Origin of the sequence: Pseudomonas sp. C2B4 (assembly GCF_013359695.1) — a bacterium.
In the GTDB taxonomy this organism is placed as follows: Bacteria; Pseudomonadota; Gammaproteobacteria; order Pseudomonadales; family Pseudomonadaceae; genus Aquipseudomonas.
On record NZ_JABFMU010000019.1, the window covers coordinates 1 to 21,146 of the forward strand.

Here is a 21,146-nt window from a genome sequence, read left to right on the forward strand (position 1 = left end):
CTTTTTCAACTCCCTTTCGGCTTCGATGACCTGAAGCAACTCACTGTCGAAAACTTCGTAACTCATTGTTTATCAAGGAGTTTTCCGTTTCGACTGCGCCGGAAGTGGGGCGAATTATAGATATCTGAAATCTGCCGTCAACACCTAATTTGGTTTTTCTATCAACTGGAACAAATTGCTGCCTATATGTAGACGCGCCAGCGACGATTGCGCAATATATTGCCCAATATCAAGAACAGCACCACGCTCTCTACTTTGGACGATGCCACTCCATGAACGATCAGCCTCGCAGCCTTGCCTCGACCTTGTTTTCGGTCGGCCTGCTATTAATAGCCATGGCGTCGATCCAGTCCGGTGCCTCCCTGGCCAAAAGCATGTTCCCTTTCATCGGTGCTCAAGGGACCACAACCCTGCGATTGATCTTTGCCAGTGTGATCATGTTGCTGCTGTTACGCCCATGGCGGGCGAAACTCACAGCGAAGTCTCTGCGGACCGTCATCGTTTACGGCATGGCGCTGGGGGGTATGAATTTCCTCTTCTATATGTCCTTGCGCACAGTCCCCCTGGGTATTGCGGTGGCACTGGAATTCACCGGGCCATTGGCCGTTGCCATTTACGCTTCACGCCGGGCAATCGACTTTCTGTGGATCGCCCTCGCGGCCGTCGGTTTACTGCTACTGATACCGACGGGCGCAACGACCGAGGGTATCGATCTGCTAGGAGCCGGATATGCGTTGGGCGCCGGGGTCTGCTGGGCGCTTTACATTCTCTTCGGTCAAAAGGCTGGCGCTGACAATGGCGTGCAGACAGCCGCGCTGGGCGTAATGATTGCCGCCCTGTTTGTAGCACCCATTGGTATCGTTCATGCGGGTGCCGCGTTGCTGACTCCGTCGCTGATCCCGGTGGCCATTGGCGTCGCCATCCTGTCCACGGCCCTCCCCTATACGCTGGAGATGGTCGCCCTTACACGCATGCCGGCCAGAACCTTCGGGACATTGATGAGCATTGAACCCGCATTCGGCGCGCTGTCAGGCTTGTTGTTCCTCCATGAATACCTGTCTCTGTCACAGTGGATGGCTATCCTCTGCATTATTCTGGCTTCAGTCGGCGCCACCATGACCATGGGCAGCGTCGCAAAGCCCGCAATTGCGGCGGATTAATGCCAGATTTGACGAGGTACTGGTATTTACCGCTCATTTAGGCCATGTTTAGGTCCGCAACCCAGTGCCAGACATGGATTTTTCAGGATAGGGATATCAGAACGCTTCATGCGAAAGCGAATACTGCCAGACCGGGCGTGAGATCCGGAAATGCACCAAGGACAGCAATGAAACGAATTTTGATACTGATCGCCGTACTTGCAATTGCGGGCTGTGCGGCAACATCGAAAACGCAGATGAAACACGGGAAGAAAGGGCTGCACATCAACTGTTCAGGGCTGTCATCCTCTTGGGACAAGTGCTACGCCAGCGCCGCCAACTCGTGCGCCCCCAAGGGTTACAAGGTCATTGCCAAATCCGGGGATGCCGTGGAAGAGCCCGGCGATTACCCGTTCGGCCTCAACCCTGCAGGCTATACCAGCCGCAGCATGATCGTTATCTGCAAGTAAATTGATGGCGCGGTGTCAGATTCCCGGATTCGAGATCTGACGACCGATTTCATCATAACTGGACTTCAGCACAGTGCGCTGAAGCTCCGGCGTGGCGAGCATCCGTGCCACCACCAGCGCTCCGACGCATTGCGACAGTATGGCCCAGGCCAGGCTGTCACTCTCCAGCACCTGCGCCCAACTCTGCTGAAGTAGGCAAATCCAATGTTCCGCCTGCTGACGAATCCTCTCATCTGAACGGGCTATCTCGGCCCCCAATGCAGGCAAGGCACAGCCGGTTTCCGGATGTTCGACATGGGACATCGTGAGGTAGCGCTTCAAACAGCGCTCCAGCTTGTCACGACCCTGATCAGCCCCCAATCGCTCCAGACTCTGGCGCAATTCATGTTCGACTATGGAAGCGAACAACTCGTCCTTCGATGAGAAGTGGCTGTAAAAAGCCCCGCCACTCAAGCCGATCGCTTTCATCAAGCCGTCGACACCTACCGTGGAAAAACCGGATGTCTTGGCAGACACCGCGCTGCTGTGCAGCAGCTTCTCCCTTGTTTCCGACTTGTGATTGGCCGAGTAACGCATTGCCTTTCCCTCAGAGTTGATCGCCTTGACGTTGGTCGAATCGTAGCATAACGTTCGTTTAGTTAACGATCGTTTACTAAAGGGATCCACCCATGAATAACAAGAAGGTCGTACTGGTTGTCGGCGCTGGGGATGCTACAGGTGGCGCCATTGCCAAGCGCTTTGCACAGGAAGGATTTGTAGCCTGTGTGACTCGCCGTAGCGCGGATAAGCTCCAGCCATTGGTGGAGTCAATCAAGGCCGCTGGCGGTGAGGCCCACGGATTTGCCTGCGATGCCCGCAAGGAAGAAGATGTGGTGGCACTGGTCGAGCAGATTGAAAGCGAGATCGGCCCCATCGAAGCGTTCGTGTTCAACATCGGTGCGAACGTACCCTGCAGCATTCTCGAAGAAACCGCCCGCAAGTATTTCAAGATTTGGGAAATGGCCTGTTTCTCAGGGTTTCTCAATGCCCGGGAAGTGGCCAAGCGCATGGCCAAGCGACAACGGGGCACGATCCTCTTTACCGGTGCCACCGCCGGCATGCGCGGTGCCGCCGGCTTTGCCGCATTCGCCGGCGCCAAGCACGGGATCCGTGCACTGGCGCAAAGCATGGCCCGAGAACTCGGTCCGATGAACATTCATGTTGCGCACATCATCGTCGACGGCGCCATCGATACCGATTTCATCCGCGACAACTTCCCGGAAAAGTACGCGACCAAAGATCAGGACGGCATTCTCAACCCCGAACACATTGCCGAAAACTACTGGTATCTGCACAGCCAGCCCCGCGACGCCTGGACCTTCGAACTGGACCTGCGCCCCTGGAGCGAACGCTGGTAAGCCCTCCCCCCCAACAACAATAAGCAGAGTGCACCGACGATGAGTAAAACCGTGGAGTTCTTGTTTGACCTGGGCAGCCCCGCCACCTATCTGGCGTACACCCAGCTACCCAAAATCTGCGAACAAACCGACAGCCAGTTGATCTACGTCCCGATCCTGCTCGGCGGCGTGTTCAAAGCCACCGGCAACGCCACCCCGGCGGCCATTCCGGCCAAAGGTCGCTACATGTTTCAGGACCTCGACCGATATGCCAGACGCTATGGCGTCCCGCTGAAATTCAATCCGCACTTCCCGATCAACACCCTGATGCTCATGCGCGCTGTCACCGGCATGCAACTGCGTCATCCCGAACGCTTCGCCGCCCTCATCGATTGCCTGTTCAAGGCACTGTGGGTTGACGGCCGCAGCCTTGATGAACCGGCAACCGTGGCGTCGGTGCTGACCCAGAACGGGTTCGATCCCAATGAAGTGCTGGCCCTGACCGCCGATGAGGAGGTCAAAGCCGCGCTCAAGAACAACACCGAGAATGCGGTTCAGCGCGGTGTATTCGGCGCCCCGAGCATGTTTGTCGGTGATCAATTGTTTTTCGGCCAGGACCGATTGGAATTCGTCCGCGAAGCCTTGAGTTAAATCTCGATGACTAACCGCCCCTGCGCCGCTCCCGACAGCAGCAGCTCATGGGCGGTCTCGGCGGTTTGCAGGGTGAACCGGCGCGGATCGAGTATCGGTTTGAGCCTGCCCGCCTCGATCAAGCGTGCCGCTTCGCCCAGAATTTCACCGTGATGCTCACGCCCCTGCCCCGTCAGCAACGGCAACAAGGTAAAGACACCGGAATAGGTCGCACCGCGAAACGACAGCGGCGCAAGACTGTGCTGCCCCCACCCCAGGCAACTCACCACGTGCCCGTGATACAGGCGCGCAGCCTTGAAAGAAGCATCCAGGGTTTCACCACCCACCGTGTCATAGACGATATCGAAGCCTTCCCCCGCCGTGTACTCGGCCACATAGTCCTCGACCGAAGATTGGCGGTAATCGATAAAGGTTGCCCCCAAGCCTTCTATGATCCCCTGCTGCCGCGCAGAGCCGGTGGCAAATACCTCGGCACCGAAAGCGCGGGCGATTTGTACCGCGACATGACCGACGCCACCCGCCCCACCATGGATCAACACTTTCTGCCCCGCACGCACCCGAGCCCGATCGACCAATCCTTCCCAGGCCGTGATCAGCACCAACGGCAATCCTGCCGCTTCACGCATGCTCAGATTCACCGGCTTTCGCGCCAGCAACCGTGCATCGACCACCGCGTACTCCGCCAGTGAACCCGGGGCCCCACCAATTCCCGTCGCCATGGCATAGACCTCATCGCCCGGCTTCCAGCCACTGACACCCTCGCCCAACGCCTCCACCGTTCCCGCCAGGTCCATACCCAACACCGCCGGCAAGGGCTGGCGCGCATGAGCGGCCTGGCCCGAGCGAATTTTCCCATCCAGGGGATTCACGCCGCTGGCCACGATCCGCACCAACACCTGACCAGCAGCCGGAACCGGCCGATCAATGGAGGCCAAACGCAGCGGGGCATTAGCCGCGTCAACCATCAGCGCTCTCATTTGCAGTAAGTCAGTCATTTCGCGTATTCCCGTCAGAGGTAGTTGTAGGATCGATCTTCCGTCAACTCACTCATGCCGATAAGACGCCATATAGCTATAGTAAGCATGCCCATTTGGCATTAATCAGGTACTCCGTGGACAAACTCAACGCAATGGCCATTTTCGTTCGCGTGGTCGAACGCGGCAGTTTTTCCGCCGTCGCCCGTGAATTGCAGACCAGCCAGCCGACCATCAGCAAAGTGCTGCGCGCGCTGGAATCAGAACTGGGGGGAAAGCTGATTGCCCGCAGTACGCGACGGCTTTCCCTGACCGATGAGGGGCAGCGCTACTACACCCAATGCCGACAAATACTCGCAGCAGTGGACGCGGCGGAGCACAGTTTCCAGTCCGGCCGGGAAACCATCGCCGGCCCCCTGAGAATCGGTTCCTCGGTCAGTTTCGGACGCTTACAGATTGCGCCGCGCCTGCCGCAATTCCTCAAGCGCCATCCTGAGGTTCAGATCGACCTGCAACTGAGCGATCAGAATCAGGACCTGATCAGTGAAGGGCTGGATGTCACGTTCAGGATCGGTGAACTGAGCGACACAGGCTTGATTGCCCGCCATATCGGCACCACCCACAGGGTGACTGTCGCGGCGCCGGAATACCTGGCGCACCACGGCCAGCCGCGAACACCCCAGGAACTCGGCAGACACAACTGCCTACTGTTCAACCTGCTGACCAGCCAGAACCTATGGAGGTATGAGAAAGGTGCCCAGCGCCACGAAGTACGGATCAAGGGCAATGCGCAAAGCAACAACTCCGAGGCGATTCGCGAGATGGTGCTGGGAGGCATGGGTATTTCGTTGTCGCCGGTGTGGCTGTTCAGCGAGGATCTGAAGGCCGGGAGAGTGACGGCGATTTTGCAGGACTACACCGCGCAGTCGCTACCGATACATGCCGTATCCCCGGCGAATCGTCGCCAATCCGCCAGGGTCAAAGCCTTTGTCGATTACATGGCGCTGGCGCTGGAATCAGCGCCAGCGCTGCAACCCATCAAATAGCTGCGGTGCGAGTGTTCAACCACTCAAGGGCCGCACCCTCGAGCAACGGGCTCAGACGCTCGCGCACTTCGGCGTGGTAAGCGTTGAACCACTGCTTTTCCTCTTCCGTCAGCAACGACGTTTCCAGGCAGCGGGTGTCGATCGGGCACAGGGTCAGGGTTTCGAATTTCAGGAACTCGCCGAATTCGCTGCTGCCTGCCTCGCGGTTCATCGCCAGGTTCTCGATCCGCACACCCCAGCGGCCAGGACGGTAAGTGCCCGGCTCGATAGAGGTGATCATGCCCGGTTGCATCGCGGTTTGCGGCGCAGGCGCGGCTTGATAGGCGATGACTTGCGGACCTTCGTGAACGTTGAGGAAGTAACCGACGCCGTGACCGGTGCCATGACCGTAGTCGACGTTATCAGCCCAGATCGGCGCGCGGGCAATGGCGTCGAGCAGCGGCGACAGAATGCCTTTGGGGAACCGTGCGCGAGACAAGGCGATCACGCCCTTGAGTACGCGCGTGCAATCGCGCTTCTGCTCTTCGGTCGGCGTACCCACCGCCACCATCCGCGTGATGTCGGTCGTGCCGCCCAGGTACTGTCCGCCGGAGTCGATCAGCAACAGGCCGTCGCCCTCGATCACCGCGTGCTCCTCTTCGGTGGCGTGGTAATGCGGCATCGCGCCGTTGGCGTTGAACGCCGCGATCGTATTGAAGCTCAGCGAGACGTAACCCGGACGGCGCTCGCGCGCGGCGGTGAGTTTTTCGTCGATGGTCAGTTCGGTGACGCGCTCACGGCCCAGCGCCGAGTCGAGCCAGGTGAAGAACTCACAGAGTGCCGCACCGTCCTGCTCCATGGCCTGACGGATGTGCCCGGCATCGGCCAGGCTCTTCTGCGACTTGGCCAGAGTGGTCGGGTTCAAACCTTCGATCAGCTTGACGCCGCTGTTCAGGTTGTCCAGCAGACCGGCCGTTACCCGCGCCGGATCGACCAGCAAGCTCGCTCCGCTCGGCACTGAACGCAGCGCATCAGCCACTTCGCTGTAGTCGCGCAGGGTCACGCCGTCCTGTTCCAGGACCGCGCGCAGCTCGGCATCGACCTTGCTCAACGCCACGAACAGGGTCGCCTGTTGTTGGCTGATCAAGGCGAAAGACACAAACACCGGGTTGAACGACACATCGCCGCCGCGCAGGTTGAACAGCCAGGCGATGTCATCGAGGGTGGCGATGAAATGCCAGTCGGCACCCTTGGCCTGCAAGGTTTCGCGCAGCTTGGCGAGCTTTTCGCCACGGCTGACAGTGGCTTGCGGTGGCAAGTGTTGATAGATCGGCTCGTTCGGCAGCGTCGGGCGATCAGTCCAGACTTCGCTCAACAGATCGATGTCCGTGCGCAGGCGTGCGCCGCGCTCTTCCAGTTTGCTGCCCAAGGTGCGCGCCGAGGCCACGGCCATCACCGCGCCATCGACCGCAACCACACCGCCTTCAGGGGTTTGTTCGGCCAGCCAGTCCAGAGGACTCGGTTGGCCCGGTTGCAGCTTGACCAGCTCGATACCGCTGCCCTTGAGTTCCTTGGTCGCTTGTTCCCAGTAACGGCTGTCGGCCCAGACACCGGCAAAATCCGGGGTCACGATCAGGGTGCCGACCGAACCATGGAAACCGGACAACCACTGCCGCCCTTGCCAGTAGCCCGGCAGGTATTCGGACAGGTGCGGGTCGGCCGACGGCACCAGAAGCGCGTGGATGCCCTCCCGGCTCATCAGCTCGCGGGTTTGCGCCAGGCGCTGGGGCACCGATCCATTGATCGAAGACTGCGTACTCATCGTGACTCCTGCTAACCGCTAATCATTTATTGTCATGTGCCGATCAATCTCGGCATTTATGGCCCTATTGCCAGAATGCCGGAGCACTGGCGCAGGCCGCTTTAATCAGTTGTGCCGCTTGATCGATATCCTGCTCGGTGGTGAAACGTCCCAGGCTCAAGCGAATGGTGCGACTCGCCGAACGGGCGTCGTGCCCCAGGGCCAGCAGCACATGGGACGGAGCATTGCTGGCGGAATTACAGGCCGAGGTCGCGGAAAACGCAATTGAAGCGAGCAATGCTGCCGAATTGAACTCGCCTTCACTGAAGGTCAGGCTCAGGGTATGGGGAATACGTTGGTTCGGGCTGCCGTTGAGACGTACACCGGGAATGCTGAACAGTTGCTCGAGCAAGCGTTCACGCAGGCGCACGATCAGCGTTTTTTCTTCCTCGAACGCAGCCGCTGCCAGCGCAAAAGCCTCCCCCATGGCAACAATCTGATGCGTCGCCAGGGTACCGGAGCGCAGACCGCCTTCGTGCCCGCCGCCGTGGATCTGCGCCAGCACGCGCTGTTGCGCCCGTTGGCCGACATAGAGCGCGCCAATCCCCTTGGGACCATAGAGTTTGTGCGCGGAGAACGACATCAGGTCCACCGGCCACTCGGCCAGGTCAATGGCCACCTTACCGGCGCCCTGAGCCGCGTCGACATGCAACAGCGCACCGCGATGGCGTACCACCTGGCCGATGGCCGGGATGTCGTTGACCGTGCCCAGTTCGTTGTTGACCAGCATCAGCGACACCAGGAAGGTGTCTTCGCGCATGGCTTCGCTGACCGCTTGCGGCGTGATCAGGCCATCGGCGTCCGGCATCAGGTACGTCACCGCGACGCCGGCATCCTGCAATTGTTTAGTGGTGTCGAGGATGGCCTTGTGTTCGATCTGGCTGGTGATGACGTGGCCGCCGGCAACGCCCCGCGCCTGGAAGACACCCTTGAGGGCGAGGTTATTGGACTCGGTGGCACCGGAGGTCCAGACGATCTGCTCTGGCGTGGCCCCCACCAGTTCGGCGACCTGGCGGCGCGCCTGCTCGACCGATTGCCGGGCCTGTTGGCCAAACGCGTGGGAGCTGGACGCCGGGTTGCCGAAATTGCCGCTCAGACCCAGGCACTCGACCATGACCTTGATGACCCGCTCATCCACCGGCGTGGTGGCGGCGTAGTCGAAATACAGCGGACGCTTATTCATAAAAGACTCGCAGAGCGTGTTCCGGGATCAGGAAGCTCGTGACTGTAAACGTCAAGACGCAGCCTTGTGAGCTGCGCCGAGGTTTCAGAACGTTACCAATACCTGATCGGATGCCGTTAAAGAAGTACAACTTCATTTAAAAGTGCGTTGGAACGCTCCTGAAAGGCGAGCTTAACAGGCATCGGGCAACCGGTTGAAGCAATGCGTCAGTTAAAGCTTTCGAGCAGGATCGGATACAGCGACGCCACCAGCAGCGCGGCCATGCCCCAGTTGAACAGGCGCAACCAGCGGCGGTCCTTCAGCACATTGCGCAACAGCGTGCCGCACGCGGCCCAGACACCGACGCTTGGCAGGTTGATGATCGCGAATACCGCGGCAATCACAATGACATTGGTGAAGTAGCCCTGCATTGGGGTGTAGGTGCTGATGGCGCCGATGGCCATGATCCAGGCCTTGGGGTTGACCCACTGGAACGCGGCGGCGCCCAGGTAGCTGATCGGTTTGGCCTCGCCCTTCTCACTGTCCGAGACCGGCCCGGAATGCGCGATTTTCCATGCCAGGTACAGCAAATATGCCGCGCCTACGTAACGCAGCACGGAATAGAGCAAGGGGTAAGTCTGGAACACCGCGCCCAAACCGAACCCGACCGCCACGACCAGCACGAAGAAACCGCAAGTGATGCCGAGCATATGGGGGATGGTGCGGTTAAAGCCGAAGTTCACGCCGGATGCCAGCAACATCGTGTTGTTCGGACCGGGTGTGATCGAGGTGACAAGGGCAAACAGGGCGAAGCCCAGCAGCAGATCGAGGGAGAGTGTCATGGTGGCAGTCCATCAGGGTCGGTCAGGTATTGACCCTATCGCACACCCCGACGCAAACCCATGGACAGTTAGGTGAAAGTTCGAGCAGTACAGTTATTGCTCAGCTTGGACGACCGTGCAGCTGTACAGCTCGCTCGGCGTTCATCTCACCCTGTTTGTCGAAGCCGAAAGTCTTTTGCGGCTCACCCAGTATTTCGGCCTTTTTCGCGTGGTACTCGTCGAATGACAAGCCGCGGCGATTCAACGCCTCCAGGGCCAATTCCCGGGTTTCTTCAGCGGTGTAGGGCCGCAATTCCGGGGACACATGGCTGGCACATCCGGCAAGAACGGACAGGGTCAGCAGCAGGAAAGTGGTGATCAGGGTTTTCATGGCGAGCGTCCTGGCAATCTGGGTTCGGGGCAATGAACACAGGCTACTCGCGCCTCCGGGCGGGCAGAAATCAACACGCTCGATAGTCGCTATCGAGTTTTTCTAATTTCCGTCTCTTGACCACCCATATATTCCATAAAGAACTATAAATATTAATTTAACTTCTTTTACGGAATAAAAACGAAGCTTTATAACAACGCCATCCGCTGACGAACTGTTGCTCAGGCAACTGTTCATCAGGCAACAGTCATTCAACAAACAGCCCTGAAAAATCAACAGCGCGTATTGATCAACGCGCTGAAAGCCCCGAAAACCGTGGCCTCGAGGGATTGGTACAGCTCTTGCTCAAGGGGGACAAGCCCAGTGATGACTCACTGTTTCCCCAGCAACTGTTTAAAAAGGAACTGATCATGTCGCGTGCACTGAAAGTCGTTGCCCTCTCCGGCGGTACCTGGCGCCCCTCCCGCACTCTGGTACTGACCCAAGCGCTGTTGGCGCAACTGGCCGAGCAACTGCCGATCGAGAGCAGGCTGATCGAATTGGGCGACATCGCCCGGCCACTGGGCGCGGCGCTGTCCCGCCAGGAAGTGAGCGCAGAAGTCGAAGCCGAACTGCAGGCGATTGAAAACGCCGACCTGCTGATCGTCGCAGCGCCGGTTTATCGCGGTTCCTACCCTGGCCTGCTCAAGCACCTGTTCGACCTGATCGACCTGAATGCGCTGATCAACACCCCGGTGCTGCTGGCCGCTACCGGTGGCAGCGAACGTCACGCACTGGTGCTCGATCACCAGTTGCGGCCGCTGTTCAGTTTCTTCCAGGCGTTGACCTTGCCGATTGGCGTGTATGCCACCGAAGCCGATTTTTCCAATTATCAAATAACCAGTGAGCCCTTGAAGGCCCGCATTCGTCTTGCTGCAGAACGCGCCGCGCCGTTGTTCGGCGTGCACCCCAACCCTCTGCTGAAAATCGCTTAAGGACTTCTTCATGGATGTTTTCTGGTTTCTGCCTACCCACGGTGACGGCCATTACCTGGGCACGACACAGGGCGCACGCCCGGTCACCCTTAACTACCTGAAACAAGTGGCCCAGGCCGCTGACAGCCTCGGCTATCACGGCGTGCTGATCCCCACCGGGCGCTCCTGCGAAGACTCGTGGGTGATCGCTTCGGCGCTGGTGCCGTTGACTGAACGCTTGCGGTATCTGGTGGCGATTCGTCCCGGGATCATTTCGCCAACCGTCTCGGCGCGCATGGCCGCGACCCTGGATCGGTTGTCCAACGGCCGCTTGCTGATCAATGTGGTGACCGGCGGCGATCCGGATGAAAACCGTGGCGACGGCAGTTTCCTCGACCACAGCGAACGCTACGAAGTCACCGACGAATTCCTGAAGATCTGGCGCCGTGTATTGCAAGGCGAGTCGGTGGATTTCGAGGGCAAACACCTGCGCGTGCAGAACGCCAAGGCCCTGTATCCGCCCGTGCAGAAACCCTATCCGCCGTTGTATTTCGGCGGTTCCTCCGATGCTGCCCATGACCTGGCCGCCGAGCAGGTCGATGTCTACCTGACCTGGGGCGAACCACCGGCAGCCGTGGCGCAAAAGCTTGCCGATGTCCGTGAGCGCGCAGCTCGTCACGGGCGCACCGTGAAGTTCGGGATTCGCCTGCATGTGATCGTGCGCGAAACCGCCGAAGAGGCGTGGAAAGCCGCCGACAAACTGATCGAGCACATCAGCGACGAGACCATCGCCGCTGCGCAGAAATCCTTTTCGCGCTTCGACTCCGAAGGCCAGCGGCGCATGGCGGCCCTGCATGACGGGCGTCGAGACAACCTGGAAATTTCGCCCAATCTGTGGGCTGGCGTAGGCCTGGTACGGGGTGGTGCCGGGACGGCGCTGGTGGGCGATCCGCAGCAGGTGGCGGCGCGCATCAAGGAATACGCGGACCTGGGGATCGAGAGTTTCATCTTCTCCGGCTACCCGCACCTTGAAGAGGCCTATCGCTTTGCCGAACTGGTGTTCCCGCTGCTGCCCGAGCCGTACGCCAGCCTGGCCGGACGCGGGGTCACCAATCTGACCGGGCCGTTTGGCGAAATGATTGCCAATGATGTGCTCCCGGCCAAAGCCACAGCCTGACCCCGCAAACCCTGCTCGCGAAAGCGTCCGCACAGTCGACTCTGATGTTGGATGTTCCGGCCTCTTCGCGAGCAGGCTCGCTCCCACAGTGGATATGTGTTGTTTCTCAAGAAGGAAACCCGCGTGACTGCCAAGCCGCACAGCGCCCTGATCTCCCCGTTGCAGACCGCCCGCCAATTGGCCGCCGGGTTTGCCTTGACCGCCGTCGAGCGCGACGAGCGTGGCGGTACGCCCAAGGCCGAGCGTGACGCCCTGCGCCACAGCGGCCTGCTGGCGCTCAGTATTCCCACCCGCTTCGGTGGCCTCGGTGCCAACTGGAGTGAAACCCTGACCATCGTGCGCGAGTTCGCCAAGGTCGACAGTTCGATTGCCCACGTGTTTGGCTTCCATCACCTGATGCTCGCCACCGTGCGCCTGTTCGCCCGGCCCGATCAATGGCAGCCGTGGTTTGAACAGACCGCGCGCAAGAACTGGTTCTGGGGCAACGCCCTCAACCCGCTGGACACCCGCACCGTGGTGAAAAACCTCGGTGGCTGGCGTGAGTTTTCCGGCAAGAAAAGTTTCTGCTCCGGCGCCAGCGATTCGGAAATGCTGATTGCCTCGGCGGTGGACGAGAGTGCCGGCGGCAAACTGTTGATCGCCGCCATCCCCAGCGGTCGCAGCGGCATCACCTTGCACAACGACTGGAACAACATGGGCCAGCGCCAGACCGACAGCGGCAGCGCCACCTTCGAACGGGTGCGCGTCGAAGAGTCGGAACTGCTGCTCGATCCGGGGCCGCTGAGTACGCCGTTCGCCTGCCTTCGCCCGCTGATCGCCCAGCTCACATTTACCCACATGTTCCTCGGTATTGCCGAAGGCGCCTTCGAGGAGGCGCGGCAATACACCCTGACCGAGACCCGGCCATGGCACAAATCCACAGCCCGGGATGTGCACCAGGACCCTTATGTGCTCGGCCATTACGGCGAATTCTGGGTGGCCCTCGAAGGCGTACGGTTGCTGGTGGAGCGTGCTGCCGATCTGCTCGACAAGGCCTGGGCCAAAGGTCCGGACCTCACTGCCGAAGAGCGCGGCCATCTGGCCACCGCCATTGCCACGGCCAAGGTCGCCGCGACCCGCAATGGCCTGGAGTTGTGCAGCCGTTTGTTCGAAGTGACCGGTGCCCGCTCGACCCATGCTTCGCTGCGCCTGGACCGTCACTGGCGCAACCTGCGCACCCAGACCCTACATGACCCGGTGGACTACAAGATTCACGAACTGGGTGACTGGGCGCTGAACCAGGCCTTGCCGATTCCGACTTTCTATTCCTAGCCTGCCCTCCATGGAGCGTGCCTTATGCAACTGCTGACCTTACCGCCCTCGCCCGCTCTGGCGACATCCATCCGCGCCACGGCCCAAGTGTTCGAAGACCCGAAATCACAGGCCTTGCTGGCGCATCTGCAACAAGTCGCGCCCAGTGAAGCCAGTGTGCTGATCATTGGCGAAACCGGCACCGGCAAAGAACTGGTGGCCCGACATATCCACAACCTCAGCGCCCGGCGCAATCGTCCGTTCGTGGCGGTGAACTGCGGCGCGTTTTCCGAATCCCTGGTCGAGGCCGAGTTGTTCGGCCATGAAAAAGGCGCGTTTACCGGCGCATTGAGCGCCAAGGCCGGCTGGTTCGAAGAGGCCGACGGCGGCACCTTGTTCCTCGATGAAATCGGCGATTTGCCGATGGCGATCCAGGTCAAATTGCTGCGGGTGTTGCAGGAGCGCGAAGTGGTGCGCCTGGGTTCACGCAAGAGCATTCCCATCAATGTGCGGGTGCTGGCGGCGACCAACGTGCAACTTGAAAAAGCCATCAACGCCGGGCATTTCCGCGAAGACTTGTATTACCGGCTCGACGTGGTCAGTCTGGAACTGAGCCCCCTGCGCGAGCGTCCGGGCGACATCCTGCCGCTGACCCGCCATTTCATCGACGCCTACAGCCAGCGCCTGGGCTACGGCAGCATCACCATCAGCAAAGAGGCCGAACTGAAACTGCGCAGCTACAGCTGGCCGGGCAACATCCGCGAGCTGGAAAACGTCATTCACCACACCCTGCTGATTTGCCGCAACGGCGTGATCGAACGCGACGACCTGCGCCTGTCGAACATGCGCATCGAGCGTCAGGACGACTATCACACGCCAGTCGATGACTCCGCCCAAGCGCTGCTGGATCGGGCCTTCCAAAAGCTCTTCGAGGAACAGGCCGGTGCTTTGCACGAGAAAGTCGAAGATGCCTTGTTGCGCGCCGCCTATCGCTTCAGCCACTACAACCAGGTGCACACTGCCGCGTTGCTGGGGTTGAGTCGCAACGTCACCCGCACTCGCCTGATCAAGATCGGCGAACTGGCGGTGAACAAGCGCCGGCCCACGGAAAACGTGCAGGGTGAACGCCTGATGCAGCTCTCGATTTAATTTTTGGGGATGCATTGGGGGAACAGGGGCCGGGGGCGCAGCGCCTGGAATCCGGGACAGATCCAAAATAAGCGGTGCGACCTTCGCGAGCAGGCTCGCTCCCACATTGGATCTGTGTCGTTCACAAAATCCCTTGTGGGAGCGAGCCTGCTCGCGAAGGCGTCTTGTCAGCCACCGATAATTCAGAACCCCGGCGCAATCTGTCCTTTATAGCGCGTCAGGATGAACTGCCGCACGTCATCGGAGTTCAACGCCTTGGCCAGCTTCTGCAGGCCCGGGTCGTTGATGTTGTCCGGCCGGGCGACAAGGAACTCGATGTACAGGCTCTTGCCCTTCTCGACGATCAACGCGCTGTTGGTGTCGATCCCGGCTTCCAGCGCGTAGTTGGCAAACACGAACGCCAGGTCCACCTGGCTCACCGAACGCGCCAGCAATGCACCTTCCAGTTCACGGATTTTCAGGTGCTTGGGGTTTTCCGCGATGTCCCGTTGGGTCGCGAGGGTGTTGCTCGGGTCCTTGAGTTTGATCAGCCCGGCTTCGTGCAACAGCACCAGCGCGCGACCGGTGTTCACCGGGTCGTTGGGGATCGACACGGTGGCGCCGTCCTTGAGCTCGGAGATGTTTTTGATCTTGGTCGAGTAAGCGCCGAATGGCTCGATGTGCACGCCGACCACCGGCACCAGATCGGTGTGACGGGTCTTGTTGTAGTCATCGAGGAAGGGTCGGTACTGGTAATAGTTGGCGTCGAGGTTCTTCAGCGCCAGTTGCTGATTCGGCTGGATGAAATCGGTGAACACCTTGATGTCCAGGTCCACGCCTTCCTTGGCCAGGGTCGGTTTGACGAATTCGAGGATTTCCGCGTGGGGCACCGGTGTCGCACCGACGGTGAGTTTTTCATTGGCGTGAACGCTCAACGAAACCAGGGCAGCCAGAATGGCCAGGGTCTTTTTCATGTTGTACTCCTAGGCAGATTTAATGGCCGTCGTGGGGTGGACGTGTGGCCGGGATTGTTGGTTTTGAATCGAATCGTCAGCGGTGGCTGTAACGCGCCACCAATCGGTCACCGCTCATTTGCAGGGCCTGGACCAGGATCAGCAACAGCACCACGGTGACCACCATCACGTCGGTCTGGAACCGCTGGTAGCCGTAGCGAATCGCCAGATCGCCCAGGCCACCGCCACCGATCACGCCGGCCATCGCCGTGTAATCGACCAGCACAATCGCGGTCACCGTGATCGCCGCCAATAGCCCTCCCCGGGCTTCGGGCAGCAACGTGTAGCGAATGATTTGCCAGGTGTTGGCGCCCATGGCCTGGGTCGCCTCCACCACGCCGCGATCGACTTCGCGCAACGCGGTTTCCACCAGCCGCGCAAAGAACGGCGTGCACCCCACCACCAGCGGCGGAATGGTGCCCGGCACGCCCAGCGAAGTGCCGACCAGCACGGTGGTCAGGGGAATCAGCACGATCAGCAGAATGATGAACGGCAGCGACCGCAGCATGTTCACGATCACCGACAGCACCCGGTAAACCCCGACGGCTTCATGCAACTGACGCTTGCCGGTGAGGAACAGCAGCACCCCCAGTGGCAATCCCAGCAGCACGGTAAATCCGAGGGCCGCACCGAGCATGCTCAGGGTGTCGAGACAGGCCTGACCGATGTCGGCCCAGTAAATGTTCTTGAACAATTCGGCCATGATCAGGACCAGTCGTGGCGCGGTGGTTTCACGCCGTTGAGCAGCCAGTTGCCGACCACGTGGTATTTCCAGCGCACCGGGTCGTGCAGGGTATGCACCCGGGCATTGCGCCAGTGACGGTCGAAGTTGTGCTTCTTCAGGGTCGAGCGGGTGCCCCCGAGTTCGAACAGTTTGTTGCTGGCTTCGATGGCAATTTCAGTGGTCAGCACCTTGGCCTTGGCCACGGCCAGGGACGCACGGGCAACGTTGTCTTCATCCGGTGCCGGACGCGCCGCATCCAATGCAAGGCCCGCTCGTTCGAGCAGGGCCTCAGCCGCTTCCAGGCGAATCTCCAGGCCACCGACCTGAATAATGGTCAGCGGGTCTTCGCTGGCCTTTTCCACGCCGGCGTCGATCCAGGGTCGGGCGGACTGTTGGACGAATGCGATGGTGTCGCGCAGAGCGGCACGGGCGATGCCGGCGTCGATGGCGGCGGTGGTCAACTGGGCGAACGGGCCGGCCAGAGTCGGGCTTTCATAGGAGCGATACGTCGGGAACAGATTGAACGCCGGGACGTGCAGGTTCTCTGCCAGCACCGTGCCGCTGGACGTTGTGCGCTGACCGATGCTGTCCCAATCATCAACAACGACCAATCCCTGGGTGCCGCGTTCGACGAAGGCCAACTGCCCCTTTTGCGCTTCATCCAGCGCCAGCACCGCCAGCCAGTGGGCATAGAGCGAACCGGTGCAGTAGCCTTTGCGCCCGTTGATCACATAGCCATCACCGTAACGCCGGATGGTCGCCTGTATGTCCTGCACGTTCTTGCCGCCGGTTTCCGACAAGGCGTTGGCAAAGCGGTGTCCCTGCAGCGCCAGCGCGAAGAAATGCGCTTGCTGCTCCGGTGAGCCTTGCAGGCGGATGTCTTCCAGCAGGCAGTAATGGTTTTGCGGAATCTGCCCCAGGGACGGATCCGCCGCCGAGATGATGGCAATGACCTGTGCCAGCACCGCGTAGGACACCTGCGCGCCGCCGAAGGCCTTCGGCACGGTGATGCCCCACAGGCCGCTGTTGGAGTAAAGGTCGACGATCTCGGCGGGCACCTGACGGGTGCGATCGCGCTCGGCGTCCTGCTCCAGCAAGACCGCGGCGATTTGCTCGGCGACTCGCAGCGCTTCGGCTTCGTCGGCGATGCGGTGGGCGGCCGGTGGGTTGATCGGATAGACGGCAGACTGGGACATACAAGACTCTCGATAACGTGTTTATCAAGGTCATTGCAGCTTCTGTGCCTGACGCGAGAGCCCCTGTTTTCGGTGGGTTCGGGGGTGTTTGGCGGGTTTCAGGATGACGAAGCAGAACAATCTGTTGCTTCACTGTTGATAGCTGAACAGTGGCTCGGGTGTTCGATTTACCCCTGTAGGCGCTGCCGCAGGCTGCGATCTTTTTGTGAACTCGAACGATACCGAAAGTCAAAATCAAGAGATCGCCGCCTTCGGCAGCTCCTACACTTGTTTGTTCTGCTCATAGGCAGCGGATTCACAACAACATCAGGGAGAACCATCATGAGCGTAAAACCCATTCCAGAGGGTTATCACAGCATCACGCCCTACCTGGGCATTGCAAAAGCCGCCGAAGCCATCGACTTCTATAAAAAAGCCTTTGGCGCCATCGAAGTCATGCGCCTGTCCATGCCCGATGGCGGCATTGGCCACGCCGAACTGCGCATCGGCGACTGCCCGATCATGCTCGGCACCCCATGCGATCAAGGGCCTTTGAGCAATCCAGACAATTCGCCGTCCGTAGGGTTGCATTTGTATGTGACCGATGTGGACAAGTCTTATAAACAGGCGATTGCCGCAGGCGCCAAAGTGGTGTCGGAGGTCAAGGATCAGTTTTATGGCGACCGCTCCGGGACGCTGAAGGATCCCTATGGTCATCTGTGGTTTCTGGCCACCCGCAAGGAAGACCTGACCCAGGAGCAGATCGAGCAGCGGGCGAAGGAGATGTTTCAGCAGGGTTGAGTTCTTCAGTGCCTGTGGTGCCGCCTTCGCGAGCAGACTCGCTCCCACAAGGGATCTTTGGTGTACACATTGTTTGTGAGCACACGAGTTCACCTGTGGGAGCGAGCCTGCTCGCGAAGGGGCCCGACCAGACACCCGCTTATCTCCATGAACAATCACCTTTCTTTGCGATTTATCCAGCGCATTGACCCTCTAGGGTGCAGTGCATCAAAGAACACGAAACATTTTCTTTCACATCCCGCTTCGGGATTTCGGGTGCTCATCCGTCCTATCTAGATGCAGTCCTGTCGCGTAGGCAAAAGCCACGACCTGACCTTTATCGTCCTCATCGCTGCGAAGCCCGTAGCAGAGGCCTTTTCATCCAGACAAGACCCTTGATCATGTCGAAGAAATCCCGTTCCAAAATCTGGTTTCTGGTCCATAGCTGGCTGGCGCTGCCCATTTGGTTTTTCGTGCTGATCGTCTGCGTGACCGGCACCCTGGCGGTCGTCAGTCAGGAAATCGTCTGGCTGGCCAACCCGCAAATGCGCGCCAGCCCGCCCTCGGACGATGCGCCGCGCCTGAACTACGACCAGATTGTCGCCGCAATCAAGAAGGCCGAGCCCGACACGCTGGTGGAGGGCATCAATCGCCCGGACGAATCACACTTTGCCCTGGACGTGAATGTCAGCTACCCCGACGGTCGTTCCGTAGTGGTGTACGTCAACCCGTACACCGGCGAGATCCAGGGCCCCGCGCCGCAATTCAATTTCCAGGCATTCACCCGCGCCCTGCATGGTTGGTGGCTGGTGCCGTTCACCAATGGCTACAGCTGGGGCTGGTATCTGGTTTCTTTTCTCAGCCTGCCGATGCTGGCTTCGCTGGTGACCGGGCTGGTGGTGTACAAGCGTTTCTGGAAAGGCTTTTTCCGGCCAACCCTGCGCATTCGTCACGGCGCACGGATTTTCTGGGGCGATTTCCACCGGCTCAGCGGCATCTGGTCGATCTGGTTCATCGCGGTGATTTCCATCACCAGCACCTGGTTCCTGATCCAGGCGTTCATGTTCGACAACCAGATTTCCATCTCTACCGCACCGGTTGCCGCCGTGGTTCCCCGCGAAAGCGTGCCACTCACTGCCGACGGTTCGCCTGCACCGATGATCAGCCTGGAAGCCGCGATCCAACAGGCCAAGGAACGCATTCCCGGCCTCGACGAAAGTTTTGTCAGCCTGCCGGCGAATGCCTTCAGCTACCTGTCGGTGGGTGGTCGCAGCTGGTATCCATTGATGTACCAGACCGCCGACATCAACCCGTACACCGGCGAAATCGCCGCCACTCGCCTGCTGTCGGATCGCTCCGGCCTGGAATTCGTGACCGAATCCATGCGCCCGCTGCACACCGGTGATTTCGGCGGGATCTGGATCAAGTTGATCTGGTTCTTCTTCGGCCTGCTGCTGAGCATGATGGTGCTCAGCGGCCTGTTGATCTGGACCAAGCGCACCGCACTGGCCACGGCCAATGCCCTCAAGCGCAGCAACAAACACCCACGCAGCGAGCGTGTTTCGGCCACCGGCGGTCAAGCCACGGAGGTCAGCCCATGAGCCTGTTCACTGCGGAAAAACCGGCGTCGAAACTGAGCCGTTTCTGGCACAGATGGCGTTTCCACATCAACATTCTGCTGTTGCTGGTGCCGCTGGGTTTCATGCCCAAGTACTTCGCCGACGCAGCGCTTTTTCGCGGTGACACCGGACTGGGCGAGCGGGAAATCGGCGAAATCCAGGTCGGACCGTGGAGTCTGCGCCTGGCCGAATTGCGCAACGAAGCGCCGCTGCTCGATGGTCCCGCCGGCTACATGAAAAGCTTCAATGCGGCGCTGTGCGACAGCTGCCGCCATCAGGTCAAGGCCACTTACCTGCGCCTGGGCAAACCCCGCAGCCTGCGCGCCGCCGGGGTGATTTTCTTCGGCACTCCATACCGCATGGGCGCCATGTTGCCGGTCCCGGAAAAGACCAAGGCCGACGCTGAACTGTGGATCACCATGGAAGGCTGGGACGGTTCCATGCATCAGGCATCCATCCCTCTGAGCCAGGCCTCCCCCGCCACCCTCGCCTGGCTGAACAAACAAGGAGGCAAACCATGATCAACGTAACCCGCCCGCTGCGCGCCACGCTGCTGGTGCTTTGCGCCGGCTTCAGCGCCAGCGCCCTGGCCCACAACCCCATGTGCGAATGCAAGGCCATCGACGCCGAGCAGATCAAGTGCACCGGCGGTTTCTCCGATGGCAGCGGTGCACCGGGCGTGACCCTGGATGTGATTGGCTACGACGAAACCATCCTTGTGCCGGGCAAGCTCGGCGCCGACTCGACCTTGACGTTCAAGAAACCCGGTGCCGAGTTCTATGTGCTGTTCGACGCCGGCCCCGGCCACGTCGTCGAGATCGACCAAGCGGACATCGAAACCCCATGAGCCACCCAACCACACAAGTCGTCCGCCCGGCCGGTGCCGGCCATGAAACCCTCAATGTGTTGCTGTTGTGCCTGATGATCCTGGCGATTGCCGGCTCGGTGGTTGCCTGGCGCCATGAGTCGCAGGACGCGCCCCATGTGAGCCGTCATCAACTGGATGCCCGCCGCGACCTGAGCGCTTCCGAGCAAGGCATCTATGCCGATTTGCGCGTGACCCTGGACGAGATTCATTTGCTGCGTCAGGAACAACACACCCTGCCGACACCTGAAACCCTGGCCGATGAAGGCTTTGCGCCGTTCGCCCAGGATGCCAGTTCCGTGAGTCGCGGCGGTCACGCCTGGCAGTTGCTGACGGACAAGGCCTACATCGGCCAGAGCCAGACGCCCACCGTCGCCGGTTCGTTTCTGATGCGCCTGACCGCCGGCGACGATGCGCCGGACATCTGGCTTAACCGCGCCACTGACATCAAAGCCCCGGCCGACCTCACCGATGCAGCCCTCGAAAGTGCCGGCTGGCAGCAGATCGTCGCGCAATTCGATGCCGGCGTGACCCGCCAGCACCGGCACTGAA

23 protein-coding genes are annotated in these 21,146 nt (G+C 60.2%); 14 read left to right on the forward strand and 9 right to left on the reverse strand.

All coding sequences use genetic code 11. From position 1 onward, the window contains the following. Positions 1-272 precede the first annotated feature (272 nt). The gene (rhtA, locus tag HNQ83_RS14430; RefSeq protein ID WP_175389584.1) at positions 273-1,160 is read left to right on the forward strand and encodes a threonine/homoserine exporter RhtA; all 888 of its coding nucleotides are present in this window, start codon (positions 273-275) and stop codon (positions 1,158-1,160) included. Positions 1,161-1,327: 167 nt separating this feature from the next. After that, on the forward strand, positions 1,328-1,609 hold the full coding sequence (locus HNQ83_RS14435) for a hypothetical protein (RefSeq protein WP_175389585.1): 282 nt from the start codon (positions 1,328-1,330) through the stop codon (positions 1,607-1,609). Positions 1,610-1,624: 15 nt separating this feature from the next. On the opposite strand, the gene HNQ83_RS14440 is transcribed toward HNQ83_RS14435, so the two are convergent. After that, positions 1,625-2,185 carry a TetR/AcrR family transcriptional regulator gene (locus HNQ83_RS14440; RefSeq protein ID WP_175389586.1) on the reverse strand — a complete coding sequence of 187 codons (561 nt, stop codon included), beginning with the start codon at positions 2,183-2,185 and terminating at the stop codon, positions 1,625-1,627. 92 nt (positions 2,186-2,277) lie between these two features. On the opposite strand from HNQ83_RS14440, the gene HNQ83_RS14445 reads away from it, so the two are divergent. Both HNQ83_RS14445 and HNQ83_RS14450 read left to right on the forward strand, forming a co-directional pair. Beyond that, complete coding sequence (locus HNQ83_RS14445; RefSeq protein ID WP_175389587.1) at positions 2,278-3,006, forward strand: SDR family oxidoreductase; 729 nt, start codon at positions 2,278-2,280, stop codon at positions 3,004-3,006. Positions 3,007-3,045: 39 nt separating this feature from the next. Then, positions 3,046-3,636: a 2-hydroxychromene-2-carboxylate isomerase gene (locus HNQ83_RS14450; RefSeq protein WP_175389588.1), complete on the forward strand. Its 591-nt coding sequence runs from the start codon at positions 3,046-3,048 to the stop codon at positions 3,634-3,636. Here HNQ83_RS14450 and HNQ83_RS14455 read toward each other — a convergent pair. Further along, on the reverse strand, positions 3,633-4,631 hold the full coding sequence (locus HNQ83_RS14455) for a zinc-dependent alcohol dehydrogenase family protein (RefSeq protein WP_175389589.1): 999 nt from the start codon (positions 4,629-4,631) through the stop codon (positions 3,633-3,635). The two genes, HNQ83_RS14450 and HNQ83_RS14455, sit on opposite strands and share 4 nt — an antisense overlap. Before the next feature lie 116 nt (positions 4,632-4,747). Between HNQ83_RS14455 and HNQ83_RS14460 the strand changes: the two genes are divergently transcribed. Further along, on the forward strand, positions 4,748-5,656 hold the full coding sequence (locus tag HNQ83_RS14460; protein ID WP_372241902.1) for a LysR family transcriptional regulator: 909 nt from the start codon (positions 4,748-4,750) through the stop codon (positions 5,654-5,656). Here HNQ83_RS14460 and HNQ83_RS14465 read toward each other — a convergent pair. The 4 genes from HNQ83_RS14465 to HNQ83_RS14480 form a co-directional block, all read right to left on the reverse strand. Beyond that, the gene (locus tag HNQ83_RS14465) at positions 5,649-7,457 is read right to left on the reverse strand and encodes an aminopeptidase P family protein (RefSeq protein WP_175389590.1); all 1,809 of its coding nucleotides are present in this window, start codon (positions 7,455-7,457) and stop codon (positions 5,649-5,651) included. The genes HNQ83_RS14460 and HNQ83_RS14465 overlap by 8 nt on opposite strands. A 64-nt stretch (positions 7,458-7,521) precedes the next feature. Beyond that, positions 7,522-8,679: a cysteine desulfurase family protein gene (locus HNQ83_RS14470; protein ID WP_175389591.1), complete on the reverse strand. Its 1,158-nt coding sequence runs from the start codon at positions 8,677-8,679 to the stop codon at positions 7,522-7,524. Between the two features lie 206 nt (positions 8,680-8,885). Next, positions 8,886-9,500, reverse strand: coding sequence for a LysE family translocator (locus HNQ83_RS14475; RefSeq protein WP_175389592.1), 615 nt, complete (start codon positions 9,498-9,500; stop codon positions 8,886-8,888). Positions 9,501-9,600: 100 nt separating this feature from the next. After that, on the reverse strand, positions 9,601-9,870 hold the full coding sequence (locus HNQ83_RS14480) for a hypothetical protein (RefSeq protein ID WP_175389593.1): 270 nt from the start codon (positions 9,868-9,870) through the stop codon (positions 9,601-9,603). A 410-nt stretch (positions 9,871-10,280) separates the two neighbouring features. Between HNQ83_RS14480 and msuE the strand changes: the two genes are divergently transcribed. The 4 genes from msuE (at position 10,281) to HNQ83_RS14500 (ending at position 14,439) form a co-directional block, all read left to right on the forward strand. Beyond that, the gene (gene msuE / locus HNQ83_RS14485; protein ID WP_175389594.1) at positions 10,281-10,844 is read left to right on the forward strand and encodes an FMN reductase; all 564 of its coding nucleotides are present in this window, start codon (positions 10,281-10,283) and stop codon (positions 10,842-10,844) included. Positions 10,845-10,854: 10 nt separating this feature from the next. Further along, positions 10,855-12,000, forward strand: coding sequence for an FMNH2-dependent alkanesulfonate monooxygenase (gene ssuD, locus HNQ83_RS14490; RefSeq protein ID WP_175389595.1), 1,146 nt, complete (start codon positions 10,855-10,857; stop codon positions 11,998-12,000). Between the two features lie 123 nt (positions 12,001-12,123). Continuing rightward, a complete protein-coding gene (locus HNQ83_RS14495; protein ID WP_175389596.1) occupies positions 12,124-13,311 on the forward strand; it encodes an acyl-CoA dehydrogenase family protein in 1,188 nt (395 codons plus the stop codon). Between the two features lie 24 nt (positions 13,312-13,335). Further along, complete coding sequence (locus tag HNQ83_RS14500) at positions 13,336-14,439, forward strand: sigma-54-dependent Fis family transcriptional regulator (RefSeq protein WP_175389597.1); 1,104 nt, start codon at positions 13,336-13,338, stop codon at positions 14,437-14,439. Between the two features lie 182 nt (positions 14,440-14,621). On the opposite strand, the gene HNQ83_RS14505 is transcribed toward HNQ83_RS14500, so the two are convergent. The 3 genes from HNQ83_RS14505 to HNQ83_RS14515 all read right to left on the reverse strand — a co-directional run bounded on the left by HNQ83_RS14505 (position 14,622) and on the right by HNQ83_RS14515 (position 17,351). After that, entirely contained in the window at positions 14,622-15,392 is a 771-nt protein-coding gene (locus HNQ83_RS14505; RefSeq protein ID WP_096509832.1) for a MetQ/NlpA family ABC transporter substrate-binding protein, read from the reverse strand. 76 nt (positions 15,393-15,468) lie between these two features. After that, positions 15,469-16,134 (reverse strand): methionine ABC transporter permease, encoded by a 666-nt coding sequence (locus tag HNQ83_RS14510; protein WP_175389598.1) that lies wholly within the window; start codon positions 16,132-16,134, stop codon positions 15,469-15,471. Positions 16,135-16,136: 2 nt separating this feature from the next. Beyond that, a complete protein-coding gene (locus HNQ83_RS14515) occupies positions 16,137-17,351 on the reverse strand; it encodes an SfnB family sulfur acquisition oxidoreductase (protein ID WP_175389599.1) in 1,215 nt (404 codons plus the stop codon). A 321-nt stretch (positions 17,352-17,672) separates the two neighbouring features. Between HNQ83_RS14515 and HNQ83_RS14520 the strand changes: the two genes are divergently transcribed. The 5 genes from HNQ83_RS14520 to HNQ83_RS14540 all read left to right on the forward strand — a co-directional run bounded on the left by HNQ83_RS14520 (position 17,673) and on the right by HNQ83_RS14540 (position 21,145). Further along, entirely contained in the window at positions 17,673-18,131 is a 459-nt protein-coding gene (locus HNQ83_RS14520) for a VOC family protein (protein WP_175389600.1), read from the forward strand. A 380-nt stretch (positions 18,132-18,511) separates the two neighbouring features. Next, positions 18,512-19,711: a PepSY domain-containing protein gene (locus HNQ83_RS14525; RefSeq protein ID WP_175389601.1), complete on the forward strand. Its 1,200-nt coding sequence runs from the start codon at positions 18,512-18,514 to the stop codon at positions 19,709-19,711. Beyond that, on the forward strand, positions 19,708-20,250 hold the full coding sequence (locus HNQ83_RS14530; RefSeq protein ID WP_175389602.1) for a thiamine pyrophosphate-binding protein: 543 nt from the start codon (positions 19,708-19,710) through the stop codon (positions 20,248-20,250). The genes HNQ83_RS14525 and HNQ83_RS14530 overlap by 4 nt, the downstream gene beginning before the upstream one ends. Next, positions 20,247-20,576, forward strand: coding sequence for a hypothetical protein (locus HNQ83_RS14535; protein ID WP_175389603.1), 330 nt, complete (start codon positions 20,247-20,249; stop codon positions 20,574-20,576). The genes HNQ83_RS14530 and HNQ83_RS14535 overlap by 4 nt, the downstream gene beginning before the upstream one ends. After that, entirely contained in the window at positions 20,573-21,145 is a 573-nt protein-coding gene (locus HNQ83_RS14540) for a DUF6162 family protein (RefSeq protein ID WP_175389604.1), read from the forward strand. Before HNQ83_RS14535 ends, HNQ83_RS14540 begins: the two co-directional genes overlap by 4 nt. Position 21,146 lies beyond the last annotated feature (1 nt).

Bases quoted from the DNA above. Each gene is read 5' to 3' on its own strand.
- HNQ83_RS14520 (WP_175389600.1), top strand. From the start codon at position 17,673: ATGAGCGTAAAACCCATTCCAGAGGGTTATCACAGCATCACGCCCTAC.
- HNQ83_RS14540 (WP_175389604.1), top strand. From the start codon at position 20,573: ATGAGCCACCCAACCACACAAGTCGTCCGCCCGGCCGGTGCCGGCCAT.
- HNQ83_RS14450 (WP_175389588.1), top strand. From the start codon at position 3,046: ATGAGTAAAACCGTGGAGTTCTTGTTTGACCTGGGCAGCCCCGCCACC.
- msuE (WP_175389594.1), top strand. From the start codon at position 10,281: ATGTCGCGTGCACTGAAAGTCGTTGCCCTCTCCGGCGGTACCTGGCGC.
- HNQ83_RS14515 (WP_175389599.1), bottom strand. From the start codon at position 17,351: ATGTCCCAGTCTGCCGTCTATCCGATCAACCCACCGGCCGCCCACCGC.
- HNQ83_RS14505 (WP_096509832.1), bottom strand. From the start codon at position 15,392: ATGAAAAAGACCCTGGCCATTCTGGCTGCCCTGGTTTCGTTGAGCGTT.
- HNQ83_RS14440 (WP_175389586.1), bottom strand. From the start codon at position 2,185: ATGCGTTACTCGGCCAATCACAAGTCGGAAACAAGGGAGAAGCTGCTG.
- HNQ83_RS14480 (WP_175389593.1), bottom strand. From the start codon at position 9,870: ATGAAAACCCTGATCACCACTTTCCTGCTGCTGACCCTGTCCGTTCTT.
- ssuD (WP_175389595.1), top strand. From the start codon at position 10,855: ATGGATGTTTTCTGGTTTCTGCCTACCCACGGTGACGGCCATTACCTG.
- HNQ83_RS14435 (WP_175389585.1), top strand. From the start codon at position 1,328: ATGAAACGAATTTTGATACTGATCGCCGTACTTGCAATTGCGGGCTGT.
- HNQ83_RS14530 (WP_175389602.1), top strand. From the start codon at position 19,708: ATGAGCCTGTTCACTGCGGAAAAACCGGCGTCGAAACTGAGCCGTTTC.
- HNQ83_RS14470 (WP_175389591.1), bottom strand. From the start codon at position 8,679: ATGAATAAGCGTCCGCTGTATTTCGACTACGCCGCCACCACGCCGGTG.
- HNQ83_RS14445 (WP_175389587.1), top strand. From the start codon at position 2,278: ATGAATAACAAGAAGGTCGTACTGGTTGTCGGCGCTGGGGATGCTACA.
- HNQ83_RS14510 (WP_175389598.1), bottom strand. From the start codon at position 16,134: ATGGCCGAATTGTTCAAGAACATTTACTGGGCCGACATCGGTCAGGCC.
- HNQ83_RS14465 (WP_175389590.1), bottom strand. From the start codon at position 7,457: ATGAGTACGCAGTCTTCGATCAATGGATCGGTGCCCCAGCGCCTGGCG.
- HNQ83_RS14535 (WP_175389603.1), top strand. From the start codon at position 20,247: ATGATCAACGTAACCCGCCCGCTGCGCGCCACGCTGCTGGTGCTTTGC.
- HNQ83_RS14525 (WP_175389601.1), top strand. From the start codon at position 18,512: ATGTCGAAGAAATCCCGTTCCAAAATCTGGTTTCTGGTCCATAGCTGG.
- HNQ83_RS14475 (WP_175389592.1), bottom strand. From the start codon at position 9,500: ATGACACTCTCCCTCGATCTGCTGCTGGGCTTCGCCCTGTTTGCCCTT.
- HNQ83_RS14500 (WP_175389597.1), top strand. From the start codon at position 13,336: ATGCAACTGCTGACCTTACCGCCCTCGCCCGCTCTGGCGACATCCATC.
- rhtA (WP_175389584.1), top strand. From the start codon at position 273: ATGAACGATCAGCCTCGCAGCCTTGCCTCGACCTTGTTTTCGGTCGGC.
- HNQ83_RS14455 (WP_175389589.1), bottom strand. From the start codon at position 4,631: ATGACTGACTTACTGCAAATGAGAGCGCTGATGGTTGACGCGGCTAAT.